The organism is Rathayibacter sp. AY1D9 (genome assembly GCF_002932395.1).
GTDB lineage: Bacteria > Actinomycetota > Actinomycetes > Actinomycetales > Microbacteriaceae > Rathayibacter.
Window position 1 is genome coordinate 19,341 of record NZ_PSVQ01000021.1, and the last position, 12,339, is coordinate 31,679.

Genomic DNA, 12,339 nt, shown 5'->3' on the forward strand with positions numbered 1-12,339 from the left:
GCTCCGCCCGGGGACTACCGGGCGACAGCGGGGGTGGGGAGGACGAGTGCCGTCGCGGTCGCGGCGACCCCCTCGCCCCGGCCGGTGAAGCCCAGCGCGTCCGAGGTGGTGGCGGCGACGCTGACCGGTGCGCCGAGCAGCTCCGAGAGCAGCCTCTGCGCCTCTTCGCGCCGCGGCGAGAACTTCGGGCGGTTGCCGATGAGCTGCACCGAGACGTTGCCGATGGCGAAGCCGGCGGCCTCCACCAGCTCGCGGGTCGCGCGGAGGAAGACCTCGCCGTGGGCGTCCGCGAAGCGCGGGTGGGTCGTGCCGAAGCGGGAGCCGATGTCGCCGAGACCCGCCGCCGCCAGGAGCGCGTCGCAGATCGCGTGGGCGACCGGGTCGCCGTCGCTGTGCCCGGACAGGCCCCGCTCCCCCGGCCAGTGGAGCCCGGCGAGCCAGAGCGGCGACGCGTCGTCGAACGCGTGCACGTCCGTGCCGATGCCGACGCGCGGCACGACGACGGCGGGCGGCGGTGCGAGCACCTGCTCGGCGCGGGCCAGGTCCCAGGGGGTGGTGATCTTGAAGGCGAGCGGGTCGCCGGCGACGACGATCGAGGGACCGCCGCGCGAGGCGAGGAGCGCCGCGTCGTCGGTGAAGTCCTCCTCCGCCGAGGCGTAGGCCTCGTCGAGGAGCGCGCGCGGGAAGCCCTGCGGCGTCTGCACCGCGGCGAGCTCGGAGCGGTCCACCGTGCCGAGGATCCCGCCGTCGGCGCGGATGCGCTTGATCGTGTCGGTGACCGGCAGACCCGGGATCACTCCGCCGCCCGTCTCCCGGACCGCCGCGATCACCCGCTCGAACTGGTCGACGGGCGTGAGGGCGCGGGCGGCGTCGTGCACGAGCACCGTCTCGACGGCCGGGCCGAGCGCCCGGAGCCCTCGAGCGACCGACTCCTGGCGGCTGGCGCCTCCGGCGACGACGCTGACGGAGCCGTCCGGGGCTCCGGCGGCGTGCGTCAGAGCGGCCGTCTCCTCGAGGAGGGCGGCGGGAGCCACGACGACGATCTGGACCGGCTCCGCGAGCAGCAGCACCGTGCGCAGGCTGCGCTCGAGGATCGTCCTCCCCGCGCAGTCGACGTAGGCCTTGGGGCGCTCGCGGCCGAGCCTCGTGCCGCTGCCGGCGGCGACGACGACGACGGCCGCGGTCGGCGCGCCGGCCGGACCGTTCAGGATGCGAGGACCTCGTCGAGGAGCACGGAGGCGGCGTCCTCGTCGGTCTTCTCGGCCAGGGCGAGCTCGGAGACGAGGATCTGGCGGGCCTTGGCGAGCATGCTCTTCTCCCCCGCCGAGAGGCCGCGGTCGCGGTCGCGGCGGGTGAGGTCGCGGACGACCTCGGAGACCTTGACGACGTCTCCGGACCCGAGCTTCTCGAGGTTGGCCTTGTAGCGGCGCGACCAGTTGGTCGGCTCCTCGACGACCTCGGCGCGCAGGACCTCGAACACGCGCTCGACGCCCTCGCGGCCGATGACGTCGCGGACGCCGACCAGGTCGACGTTGTCGGCGGGCACCTCGATGACGAGGTCGCCCTGCGCGACGCGGAGCTTCAGGTACGTCTTCTCCTGGCCCTTGATCGTCCGGGTCTTCACCTCGGCGATCGTGGCGGCTCCGTGATGGGGGTAGACGACCGTCTCTCCGACCTCGAACTGCATGCGACGTCCTTTCAGCGGCGGACAGATTACCATGCGCGCCGAGCGGGAAGGGAGTCCGGACGGGCGGAGCCGCGGTGCTCGCTACGCTAGCCTGGTGTCGGCTCGTGCACAGTGAAGTCGCCCTGTCCGGGGCGAGCGGGGCCGACGATCTGGAGGTTCCTGTGAAGGCGCGTATCGCTGCATCCGTCGTTCTCGCGGTCGGCGTCGCCCTCGCTACCGCCGGCTGCAACCTCGTCGCCCCGCAGGCGACGCGCAAGATCTACGACCCGAGCGACGGAGTCGGCGCGACGATCGGCGATCTCGCCATCCGCAACGCGATGATCGTCTCGGACGACGGCGAGGCCGGCACCCTGATCGTGACGCTCGTGAACTCCACCGATGAGGCGCTGAGCGTCGAGGTGCAGTACGAGGGCTCCGCGGGCCGCACCAGCGACACCGTCGACGCCGTCCCCGGCCGTACCGAGGTCCGCCCCGACAGCACCGAGGCCGTCCAGATGGACGACATCGACACAATCCCCGGCGGCCTGCTCCCCGTCTACTTCCAGTACGGCTCCGAGCAGGGCAAGGAGCTCCTCGTCCCCGTCCTGACGAACGCCCTCGAGGCCTACTCGACGCTGACCCCCGCGCCCTCCGCGACGCCGACCGTCACCCCGACGGCCGACCCCGCCCGGACCGCGCTCCCCACTCCGACCGCCGAGCCCGGCGTCGACGCTCCCGCCGCGGAGTAGCCCCCTCCGCCCTCGAGGGCCGTCCACCCCGGTGGGCGGCCCTTCGTCGTCCCCGCAGGTCTCGACACACCCGCTCCGCCGGCTACTCGACCACCAGGCGGGCGACGTCCGGCTGCGCGGGTCTTGATACGCCGACCACTCGAGCACCACGCCCTGAGCGACGCCCCCGCCCGGCTCGTCGCGAAGCGACGGCCCCACCATCGACGGCTCGTCGCGCAGCGACGGCCCCACCCCGCGGCTCGTCGCGCAGCGACGGCCCCGCACTTCACCCCTCCAGCACAGGGTTGATCGCGGGTCCTGGCGGGGTGAGCTGCAAGGCGGAGGAGGGCGCGATACCAGCGGTATCGCAACCGACGACAACGCCGCAGATCGCCCCGCCAGGGCCCGCGATCAAGCGTCGAAGCGGTAGCCGAGGCCGCGGACAGTAACCAGGAGCACCGGCTCCTTCGGCGTCTTCTCGATCTTCGAGCGGATGCGCTTGACGTGGACGTCGAGGGTCTTCGTGTCGCCGAAGTAGTCGCTCCCCCAGACGCGGTCGATGAGCTGGCCGCGGGTGAGGACGCGGCCCGCGTTGCGGAGGAGCATCTCGAGGAGCTCGAACTCCTTGAGGGGCATCGGGGTCTCGACGCCGTCGACTTCGACCGTGTGGCGTTCGATGTCCATGCGGACGGGGCCCGCGACGACGATCCGCTCCTCGCCGGGCTCCTCGGTGCGGCGTCGGAGGACGGCGCGGATGCGGGCGAGCAGTTCGCGGGTGGAGTAGGGCTTGGTGACGTAGTCGTCCGCGCCGAGCTCCAGGCCGACGACGATGTCCACTTCGGAGTCCTTGGCGGTGACCATGATGATCGGGACGGAGGAGCGGGTGCGGATCTCGCGGCAGACCTCGGTGCCGGGCATGCCGGGCAGCATGAGGTCGAGGAGGATCAGGTCGTAGTCGCCCTCGTCGAAGGCGGCGACGGCGCGGTTGCCGTCCTCGGCGACGGTGACGTCGTAGCCCTCGCGTTCGAGCAGGTAGCTGAGGGGCTCGCTGAGGGCGCTCTCGTCCTCGACGAGCAGGATGCTGGTCACGCGTGTTCTCCTATCGGGGCGGTCGCCGCGAAGGGCGTCCGGGCGGGGTCGGCTTCGGGGAGCCGGATGGTGAAGGTGGAGCCGCGGCCGGGCTTGGACCAGACGCGGACGTCGCCGCCGTGGTTCTGCACGGCGTGCTTGACGATGCTGAGGCCGAGGCCGGTGCCGCCGGTGTGGCGGGAGCGGGCCTGGTCGACGCGGTAGAAGCGCTCGAACACCCGGTCGAGGTCCTCCTCCGGGATGCCGATGCCCTGGTCGGTGACGGCGATCTCGACGACTCCGCCGGTGGAGCGGACGCCGATGCCCACGCGGGAGCCTGCGGGCGAGTACTGGATGGCGTTGGCGAGGAGGTTGTGCAGCGCCGAGACGAGCATCTTCTCCTGCCCCACGACGTAGGCCTTCTTCATCCCGCCCTTGACCAGGGTGACGTCGTGCGACTCCGCCATGACGTGGGTGGTCTCGAGCGCCGCCGTGACGACGTCGTCGACGCGGATGATCTCGGCGGAGCCGGCGACGTCGGCGGCCTGGAGGCGGGAGAGCTCGATGATCTCGCGCGTGATCTTCGCGAGGCGGTGCGACTCCTGGGTCAGCCGGTGCGCGAAGCGGCGCACCTGCTGGGGGTCGTCGGCGGCGGAGTCGAGGGCCTCGGCGAGCAGGCCGACGGCGCCGATCGGGGTCTTCAGCTCGTGGGAGATGTTGGCGACGAAGTCCCGGCGGACGGCCTCGAGCCGGCGCGCCTCGGTGTGGTCCTCGGCGATGACGAGGACGTAGCGGGAGCCGAGGCGGGTCGCGTGGACGACGAGCGTCACGGCGGCGTCGGAGAGCGGGCTGGTCGCGAGCTCGAGGTCCTGGACGATGTCGTCGCCGAAGCGGCGGACGCGGTCGACGATGGCGGCGAGGTCGGGGTGGAGCAGCGTGTCCTGCGAGACCAGGCCGAGCGCGACGGCGCGGGTGGACGCCTTCAGCACGTTGTGAGACGGGTCGGTCACGAAGGCGGGCGAGCCGACGGCGTCGATGATCGCCTCGATCCCCTCGGGGAGCCCGACCGAGATCACGTCCTGCGCGATGCGGCCCTGGCGGGCGGCGAGCGTGAGCACGGTCGTCAGAAGGATCCCGATCGCGACACCGAGAACGAGCGACAGAACCACGATCAAGCCCGAATCCACGGACCCAGGCTAACCATCCACCGGGCGTCCCCCTACCGGACTCCCGTCGATCCTCCGGGGGTCGAGTACTGTTCAAACGCCCGGCACCGTCCGTTAACCTGCCGTGGTCATCATGACTGCGCCTGCGCCCACGGAGTGCAGTCGCAGCGGCGTGCGAGGTGCTCGCCGCAGATCCGGCGCCGTCGTCCGCGCGCGCCGTAGAGAGGGTCGAACACAGATGCGCGAAGTTTTCCAGCAGGAGCTGGCCGAGGTCCAGGAACGACTCGTCGAGATCTCCGGACTCGTCGAGATCGCCATCGAGAAGGCGACCCAGGCGTTCAACCACTCCGACGTCACCCTCGCGGAGGAGGTCATCGCGAGCGACGCGCGCATCGACGAGCTGGCCATCAGCCTCGACGAGCTCGCGATCGACATCCTCGCCCGGCAGAACCCGGTCGCCCGCGACCTGCGGATCGTCGTCTCGGCGCTGCGCATCAGCGCGTCGCTCGAGCGGATGGGCGACATCGCCGAGCACATCGCCCAGCTCTCGCGCTACCGCTTCCCCGACAAGGTGGTCCCCAAGAGCCTGCGTCCGACGTTCGTCGAGATGGGCCGCCTCGACGTGGTCGTAGCACACAAGCTGACCGACCTGCTCCGCTCGCAGGACCCGCGCATCGCCGAGGAGATCCGCGACGAGGACGACAAGATCGACGAGCTGCACGTCAGCGTCTTCGACAAGGTGCTCAGCGAGGCGTGGAAGGGCCAGGCCGCCGACACCGTCGACGCGACCCTCGCCAGCCGCTACCACGAGCGCTTCGCCGACCACGCCGTGTCGATCGCCAAGAAGGTCCAGTACCTGATCTCGGGCGACTACTCCTAGTCGACACCTCGGGCTCCGGCCCGTCTCACCGTCCGGCCCGCAGGAACGAGCGTCTCCTGCGGGCCGGACGTGTCCGTGCGCTCCGCCTCCGGGGCTACGGGAACGGCCCGCCGGAGTCGAGGACTCGGGCGGGCCGTTCGCGCGTGCGGCGCGGTGCTACTTCTTGGCGCCCTGGGCGGCGACGGCGGCGGCACCGGCGGCCGCGGCCTCGGGGTCGAGGTAGCGCGCCTCGCCGATGGGCTCGAAGTCCTCGTTCAGCTCGTAGACGAGCGGGATCCCGGTCGGGATGTTGAGCTCCGCGATGTCCGAGTCCGAGATGCCGTCGAGGGTCTTCACCAGCGCGCGGAGGGAGTTGCCGTGCGCGGTGATCATGACGGTCTTGCCCGAGGCGAGGTCCGGCTTGATGTCGGACTCCCAGTACGGGAGCATCCGCTCGATCACGAGCTTCAGCGACTCGGTGCGGGGCAGGGCGTCGCCGAGGTCGGCGTAGCGCTCGTCGTGCGCCTGCGAGTACTGGTCGTCGTCGTCGAGCGGGGGCGGCGGCACGTCGAAGGAGCGGCGCCAGGTCTGGAACTGCTCGGGGCCGTACTCGGCGAGGGTCTGCGCCTTGTCCTTGCCCTGCAGGGCGCCGTAGTGGCGCTCGTTGAGGCGCCAGGAGCGCTTGACGTCGATCCACAGGCGGTCGGCGACCTCGAGGGCGATGTTGGCGGTCTGGATCGCACGCGTCTGGCGCGACGTGTAGACGATGTCGGGGTGCAGGCCCGCCTCGGTCAGCAGCTCGCCGGCGCGGGTGGCCTCCGCGACTCCCTGCTCGGTCAGGCGCACGTCGACCCAGCCGGTGAAGAGGTTCTTCTGGTTCCACTCGCTGTTGCCGTGGCGCACGAGGATGAGGGTGTAGGTCTCGGACATGCGTCCAGCTTAGAGGCGGCCCCCTCGCCCGCGGATACGCTGGAGAGCATGCCCATCGGAGCCGTCACCCGCGGAACGACGGGCACGAACCGCCTCCGCCGGGTCGACCGCCGGCTCGCCGAGCTGCCCGTCCTGCGCAGCACCGCCTCCCCGCTCGTCGTCGATCTCGGCTTCGGGGCGAGCGCGGTCACCACGCTCGAGCTGCACCGCCGGCTCGTCCGGGCCGCGCCCGACGTCGAGGTGCTCGGCCTCGAGATCGAGCCCGCACGGGTCGACACCGCTCGGCGCCAGCTCGCCCGGGTGAGGGAGGGCGGCACGCCGTTCCCCGCGGACGCGCGCGTGCGCTTCGAGCGCGGCGGCTTCGAGGTGCCCCTGCCCGCGGGGCGGCGGGCGGGCGTCATCCGCGCCTTCAACGTGCTCCGCCAGTACGACGAGGACGCGGTGGAGGGAGCCTGGGCGACGATGACGGACCGTCTGCAGCCCGACGGCGTCCTGGTCGAGGGCACCTGCGACGAGATCGGCCGCATCTGCACCTGGATCGAGGTCGGCCGGGAGGGCCCGCGCTCGCTGACCCTCTCGCTCCGGCTCGCGGCGATCCCCTCGCCGATGACGGCGGCCGAGCGCCTGCCGAAGGCCCTCATCCACCGCAACGTGCCCGGCGAGGGCGTGCACGCCTTCCTCTCCTCCCTCGAGCGGGCGTGGACGCTGAACGCCCCTCTCGCCGTCTACGGTCCGGGTCAGCGCTGGATCGCGGCGGTCCGGGACCTCCGGCCGGAGTGGCCGGTCCTCGGCGGGCCGCGGCGCTGGCGCCTGGGCGAGGTGACGGTCGCGTGGGAGGCGGTCGCCCCCTCCTCCTGAGCGCCCGACTGAGCACCGGACCTCCTGAGCCCTAGGCGAGCGGGGGCAGGGCGGCCCGCGCCTCGGCGGGAGCGGCGCCGGTCGCCGTGAGCAGGTCGACGACGAGCGGGCGGAGCAGGACGAGCACCGTCTTCTCGGCGAGGCGCGCCTCCGGGATCAGCCGCTGGGGGTCGAGCGTGGTCGCGAGCAGCACGATGTCCTGACGCGCCAGGGCGAGCACCGACGGATCGGCGACCGCGCGGCCGAGCAGCGCGATGCCCGGGCCGAGGGCGGCGACCGCTCCGGCGAGCTCCGGCCGCGGGGCGCCGTCCCGGACGAGGAAGTCGGTGCGGCGCGCGACGATGCGCAGGTTGCGGGTCGCGAGGTCCAGCGCGGACAGCATCACGGCCTGGCGGGAGAGCTCGCCGCGGTGCCGGCGGACGAACGGCGAGATCCGGGCGACGCCGGTCGCGGAGTCGAGCGCCGCGGTCCAGCCGTCGATGACCGGCTGCGTCCCGCGGATCCGCTCGAGGGCTGCGGTGGACGCCGAGGAGTCGCCCCGGCGGAGCGCCTCGGCCAGCTCCTCCACGGTCCGGCTGAGCGCGGTGAGGAGCCGGTGCGCCTCGGCCCGCGCTGTGCGCAGCGGCGGGCGGGGCACGATCGCCGTGCAGAGCAGCGCCGCGAGCCCGCCGATCAGGCCGTCGACGCTCCGGGTGAAGACGCCTCCGTCCGGCGCAGGGAGGACCATCACCAGCATCGCCTGGGTCCCGGCGGCCACCGCGAACCCCGGCGAGGGCGAGAGGGCCCGGCCGAGCGTGAAGACGATCGCGAGGACGACGGCGAGCTGCCAGACGCCGCTCCCCCACAGCAGGAGCAGGACCTCGCTGGCCGTGATGCCGATGAGCATCCCCGTCGCTGTCTCGGCCACCTGCTTGGGGCGGGTGTCGCGCGCGATGCCGAGGCTCGAGATCGTGGCCGTCAGCGCCAGCACCGGCGCGGGGTGCCCGAGGAGGAAGTGCGCGACGGAGTAGGCGAGGGTCGCCGCGAGCACGATCTGCAGCACGGCGGGGAGCGACGCCCCCGCGCGGGCGAGGGCGCGCGCGGGACTCAGCTCGGGGGTCCGGACGAGACCGCGCAGCCGCTCGGCCGCCCGGCCCCGCTCGGCGGGACGTGCGGCCACCACGGCGTGGCCTACCTGGTCGTCGCCCCGAGGCGGGGCAGGCGGGGCACTCCCGCCTCCGCTCCGGCTCCGGGCGGGACCACGACCTCCTGGGCCGCGGCCACGCGCGAGTCGCCGGCCAGCACGGTCAGCTCGAGGTCCACCGGGACGCTCCGCTTGACGACCGCGAGGGCGACCGGTCCGTCCTCGTAGTGCCAGGCGCTGGAGGTGACCGTGCCGACCTCGACCGGCTCGCCGCCCTTGAGCGCCGTGACGACGTCGCCGTGGGCGGGGAGGACCGAGTCGGAGCCGTCGAGCTGCAGCAGGACCAGGCGCCGCGGCGGGTGCCCGAGGTTGTGCACCTTCGCCACCGTCTCCTGGCCCCGGTAGCAGCCCTTGGCGAGATGCACGCTCGAGCGGAGGAGGTCGAGCTCGTGCGGGATGGACCGCTCGTCGACCTCCGTCGCGTGGCGCGGGCGCCAGGCGGCGATGCGCAGGGCCTCGAGGGCGTCGACCCCGGCGAGGGCCACTCCCACCCCGACGGCCGTCTCCGCGAGGGCCTCGAGGGCCGCTCGCGGGACCAGGACCTCGCGGAGCTCCCAGGAGGCCCCGGGGTGCTCTGTGGTCAGCGCGTACTGCCAGCCGCCCGGCTGGACCAGCGACCACGGGTCGCTCCAGACGACGGGCTCCTCGGCCAGGGACAGGGCGAGCGTCAGGGCCGGCCCGTCGCCGAGGACGGCGAGGGTCGCGAAGTCGTCGGTGCGGTCGGCGACCTCGACGCGGAGCATGAAGCGCATCCGGTCGAGCCAGGCGGCCAGGCCGGCCGTCTCGTCGCGGTCGAGCAGGAGCCAGGCGGTCTCGCCGTCGTCGACGAGGCGGATGACGTGCTCGATCCGGCCGGTCGGGTCGAGCAGGAGCGTCTCGGCGGACGCGCCGGGAGCGAGGCGCGAGACGGCCTGGCTGGTGAGCGAGTCGATCCAGGTGAGGCGGTCCGGCCCCGTGACGGTCACGACGCCGCGGCCGGAGAGGTCGACGAGCGCGGTGCCCGCGGCGAGAGCGCGCTGCTCGCGGAAGGGCTCGCCGTAGTGGGCGGCGACGCCGGGCTCGGCGGCGCTCGTCGTCGCGACGGCGCCCGGGGCGGCCAGGAGCGGGGAGGGCGCGTCAGTCGACACGGGCGAGCCGTCCGGAGGAGTGGGTCCGCAGGCCCTGGCCGAGCGCGGCGATGTCCCACGCCCAGAGCAGGTGGTCGTCGACCAGGCCGTAGAGGCGCGTGGCGGCGGCGTAGTCCTTCGCCGCGGCGGTGCGCATCACCGCGTCGGTCGCGAGGTCGATCCGCGGCCCCTTGACCTGACCGAGGTAGAGCTCGCTGACCCCGTCCGGGTGCACGAGCGAGACCTCGATGTCGAACCCGCCGGCGGCGTTGCGCAGAGTCTCGACGGACTCCGCGTCGGGGAAGGCGGGTGCGCCGCGGCCGGGCAGCATTCCCGGGCCGGCGTCGGAGTCGGTCAGAGCGCGGCTGAGGCGCCAGTAGCCGGTCTCGGTGACCAGCGGCCGGGGCGCCTCCTCGGCGCCCTCCTCGATCAGCCACGTGTAGGAGTTGTAGTTGAGGTACGGGAGGCCGTCGTAGCTGAAGCTGATGCGATGGCCGAACTCGGCCTGGACGGAGTCGTCGCCGATCGTGTAGTCGATGACGCCCGAGCCCTCCCAGACGCCGAGCAGCCAGGACAGGGGGACGAGCTCGGGCGGCAGGCCCGACGGAAGCGAGATCACTCGGGCTCCGGCGGCGGCTAGCGCTGGCCGCGGTAGAGCTTGTAGACGACCACGCCGGAGACCCACGCGATGGCGAGGGAGGCGAGCCCGAGCAGACCGAGGTAGAAGAGTTCCAGGGCGAGAAGCATGCGCTCATCCTACCCGCCGCCTCCGACGCCGGGGCGGGGCGGACGCGGCCGCTCAGGCGGTGCGGATCCGGGTGCTCGGGACAGGACGGCGCGACCGCTCAGGCGGGGAGGAGGAGGGCGATCCCGCTCGCAACCGCGACCACGGCCATCGCTCCGACGATGCTCGTCATCGCGCGGAGGAGGTACCCCTCGGCGCGGGCCACGGCGAGCTGCACCGCGAAGGTCGCGAGCACGCAGCCGCCGAACGTCAGCGCGAGCCAGAGCTGCCGGGACTCCGGAGCGGCGATCGCCAGAGTCAGCACGGAGCCCGCGAGTGCGAGCGCCCAGACGACTCCGATGCCCACCCGATCCCTGCCCATCCGACAATTGTGCCCCAGGCGGACGCCCCTCCCGGCCCGCCGCTAGTATTGCGGGCAGACCAGTTCTGGAGGATCCGTGGCGCAGTTGTTGATACTGACCTCGGCGGGAGGCGCCGAGGTGCTCCCCGCACTGGGGCTCCTCAGCCACCGAACCCGGCAGATCCCCGCGGAGCCCGCCCAGCTCGTGAACGCCCCGAGCTGCGATCTGATCCTGGTCGATGCGCGGCAGGACCTCGCCAGCGCCAAGTCGCTCTGCAAGATCCTCACGACCACGGGCATCAACGTCCCCCTCATCCTGATCCTCACGGAGGGCGGGCTCACGGCCGTCTCGGCCGACTGGGGCGTCAACGACGTCATCCTCGACTCGGCCGGCCCCGCCGAGGTCGACGCCCGCATCCGCCTGGTGATCGGCCGGCTGGCGCAGGAGCAGTCGACCTCGCGCATCCAGGCGTCGGGCGTCGTGATCGACGAGGCCAGCTACTCCGCCAAGGTGCACGGGCGCCCGCTCGACCTCACCTTCAAGGAGTTCGAGCTCCTCCGCTTCTTCGCCACGCACCCCTCGCGCGTCTTCACCCGCGAGCAGCTGCTGAGCGAGGTGTGGGGCTACGACTACTTCGGCGGCACCCGCACGGTCGACGTGCACGTGCGGCGCCTCCGCGCGAAGCTCGGCGACCTGGAGTCGCTGATCGGCACGGTCCGCAACGTCGGATACCGCTTCAACGTGTACGAAGAGGACAATGAGCGAGTCGCTCAACCTGTCCGTTGAGGACCTGGCCGATCCCGCGGTGGCGGCCGGCCTCGAGCACCTGATCGGGCGCGCCGCCTGGTTCGACCACCAGCCCCCCTTCAGCGACCAGACGCTCGTCGACGCCCGGGCCGGCTCGCGCACCCTCCTCGTGGGGCTGCGCGCGGACGTGGTCGTGGCGGCGGCGATCCTCGGGCAGGGCGAGCTGGAGTTCGTCGTCGATCCGGAGTGGCGCGGGGTCGGCTTCGGCACCGCGACCCTGGAGCAGGTCCTCGCGAGCGGCCGGACGGGCCTGCTCGCCTGGGCGCACGGCGACCACCCCGCCGCCCGGGCCCTCGCGGCCTCCCACGGCTTCGCACCGGTTCGCACCCTCCTGCACCTCGAGCTCGAGCCGCTCGCCGCCCCCGAGGTCCGCGTCCCCGAGGGCGTCGTCCTCTCGGACGCCCGCGACCTCGCTCCGGCCGAGTGGATCGCCCTGAACGCGCGGATCTTCGCCGCGCACCCCGAGCAGGGGCGGATGACGGAGGAGGACCTGGCGGCCCGCCGCGCCGAGCCGTGGTTCGACGAGGGCGACTTCCTCCTGCTCCGCGACGTCGACGGAACGCTCCTCGGATACGACTGGCTCAAGATCGAGCCCGGATCGACGACCGGCGAGATCTACGTCCTCGGGGTCGCCCCCGAGGCGGCCGGACGGGGACTCGGCCGCACCCTGCTGAACGCCGGGCTCGCGCGGATGCTCGAGCGCGGCTGCACCGCGGCCGACCTCTACGTCGAGGCCGAGAACCGGTCGGCGGTGGCGCTCTACCGCTCGCTCGGGTTCACGGACGCCTCCGTCGACGTGCAGTACCTGCAGCGCGCCGCGCCGCTGCGCTGAGCCGGCACTCCTCCACAGGGCCTCCCCCGGCCCCGTTCATCCGGCATTCA

Annotated in this window: 14 protein-coding genes; 5 read left to right on the forward strand and 9 right to left on the reverse strand. The window is 73.0% G+C overall.

Annotated elements, in window-relative coordinates:
* Positions 1–14: 14 nt before the first annotated feature.
* Together ispD and C5C50_RS10205 are read right to left on the reverse strand one after the other, a co-directional pair.
* Complete coding sequence (gene ispD, locus C5C50_RS10200; RefSeq protein WP_181127862.1) at positions 15–1,211, reverse strand: 2-C-methyl-D-erythritol 4-phosphate cytidylyltransferase; 1,197 nt, start codon at positions 1,209–1,211, stop codon at positions 15–17.
* Positions 1,205–1,687 (reverse strand): CarD family transcriptional regulator, encoded by a 483-nt coding sequence (locus tag C5C50_RS10205; RefSeq protein ID WP_104224589.1) that lies wholly within the window; start codon positions 1,685–1,687, stop codon positions 1,205–1,207. The genes ispD and C5C50_RS10205 overlap by 7 nt, the downstream gene beginning before the upstream one ends.
* 161 nt (positions 1,688–1,848) lie before the next feature.
* Here C5C50_RS10205 and C5C50_RS10210 point away from each other — a divergent pair, with 161 nt between their 5' ends.
* A complete protein-coding gene (locus tag C5C50_RS10210) occupies positions 1,849–2,415 on the forward strand; it encodes a hypothetical protein (RefSeq protein WP_104273393.1) in 567 nt (188 codons plus the stop codon).
* 390 nt (positions 2,416–2,805) lie between these two features.
* Here C5C50_RS10210 and C5C50_RS10215 read toward each other — a convergent pair whose 3' ends face one another.
* Together C5C50_RS10215 and C5C50_RS10220 are read right to left on the reverse strand one after the other, a co-directional pair.
* Positions 2,806–3,483 (reverse strand): response regulator transcription factor, encoded by a 678-nt coding sequence (locus tag C5C50_RS10215; RefSeq protein ID WP_104227263.1) that lies wholly within the window; start codon positions 3,481–3,483, stop codon positions 2,806–2,808.
* Entirely contained in the window at positions 3,480–4,649 is a 1,170-nt protein-coding gene (locus C5C50_RS10220; RefSeq protein WP_104224692.1) for a cell wall metabolism sensor histidine kinase WalK, read from the reverse strand. The genes C5C50_RS10215 and C5C50_RS10220 overlap by 4 nt, the downstream gene beginning before the upstream one ends.
* Positions 4,650–4,866: 217 nt before the next feature.
* On the opposite strand from C5C50_RS10220, the gene phoU reads away from it, so the two are divergent.
* On the forward strand, positions 4,867–5,508 hold the full coding sequence (gene phoU / locus C5C50_RS10225; RefSeq protein WP_104224693.1) for a phosphate signaling complex protein PhoU: 642 nt from the start codon (positions 4,867–4,869) through the stop codon (positions 5,506–5,508).
* 156 nt (positions 5,509–5,664) lie between these two features.
* Here phoU and C5C50_RS10230 read toward each other — a convergent pair whose 3' ends face one another.
* Entirely contained in the window at positions 5,665–6,417 is a 753-nt protein-coding gene (locus C5C50_RS10230; RefSeq protein ID WP_104224694.1) for a phosphoglyceromutase, read from the reverse strand.
* Positions 6,418–6,465: 48 nt separating this feature from the next.
* Here C5C50_RS10230 and C5C50_RS10235 point away from each other — a divergent pair, with 48 nt between their 5' ends.
* Complete coding sequence (locus tag C5C50_RS10235) at positions 6,466–7,275, forward strand: class I SAM-dependent methyltransferase (protein ID WP_104261013.1); 810 nt, start codon at positions 6,466–6,468, stop codon at positions 7,273–7,275.
* Between the two features lie 31 nt (positions 7,276–7,306).
* On the opposite strand, the gene C5C50_RS10240 is transcribed toward C5C50_RS10235, so the two are convergent.
* The 4 genes from C5C50_RS10240 to C5C50_RS10255 form a co-directional block, all read right to left on the reverse strand.
* The gene (locus tag C5C50_RS10240; protein WP_104247690.1) at positions 7,307–8,437 is read right to left on the reverse strand and encodes an aromatic acid exporter family protein; all 1,131 of its coding nucleotides are present in this window, start codon (positions 8,435–8,437) and stop codon (positions 7,307–7,309) included.
* 8 nt (positions 8,438–8,445) lie between these two features.
* Positions 8,446–9,585 (reverse strand): folate-binding protein YgfZ, encoded by a 1,140-nt coding sequence (locus C5C50_RS10245; protein ID WP_104273394.1) that lies wholly within the window; start codon positions 9,583–9,585, stop codon positions 8,446–8,448.
* Positions 9,575–10,183 carry an FABP family protein gene (locus C5C50_RS10250; protein WP_104224698.1) on the reverse strand — a complete coding sequence of 203 codons (609 nt, stop codon included), beginning with the start codon at positions 10,181–10,183 and terminating at the stop codon, positions 9,575–9,577. Before C5C50_RS10250 ends, C5C50_RS10245 begins: the two co-directional genes overlap by 11 nt.
* A 226-nt stretch (positions 10,184–10,409) precedes the next feature.
* The gene (locus C5C50_RS10255; RefSeq protein ID WP_146076503.1) at positions 10,410–10,670 is read right to left on the reverse strand and encodes a hypothetical protein; all 261 of its coding nucleotides are present in this window, start codon (positions 10,668–10,670) and stop codon (positions 10,410–10,412) included.
* Positions 10,671–10,746: 76 nt separating this feature from the next.
* On the opposite strand from C5C50_RS10255, the gene C5C50_RS10260 reads away from it, so the two are divergent.
* Both C5C50_RS10260 and mshD read left to right on the forward strand, forming a co-directional pair.
* Positions 10,747–11,436 carry a winged helix-turn-helix domain-containing protein gene (locus C5C50_RS10260; protein WP_104224700.1) on the forward strand — a complete coding sequence of 230 codons (690 nt, stop codon included), beginning with the start codon at positions 10,747–10,749 and terminating at the stop codon, positions 11,434–11,436.
* The gene (mshD, locus tag C5C50_RS10265; RefSeq protein WP_104224701.1) at positions 11,408–12,289 is read left to right on the forward strand and encodes a mycothiol synthase; all 882 of its coding nucleotides are present in this window, start codon (positions 11,408–11,410) and stop codon (positions 12,287–12,289) included. The genes C5C50_RS10260 and mshD overlap by 29 nt, the downstream gene beginning before the upstream one ends.
* The last annotated feature ends 50 nt before the right edge of the window (positions 12,290–12,339 follow it).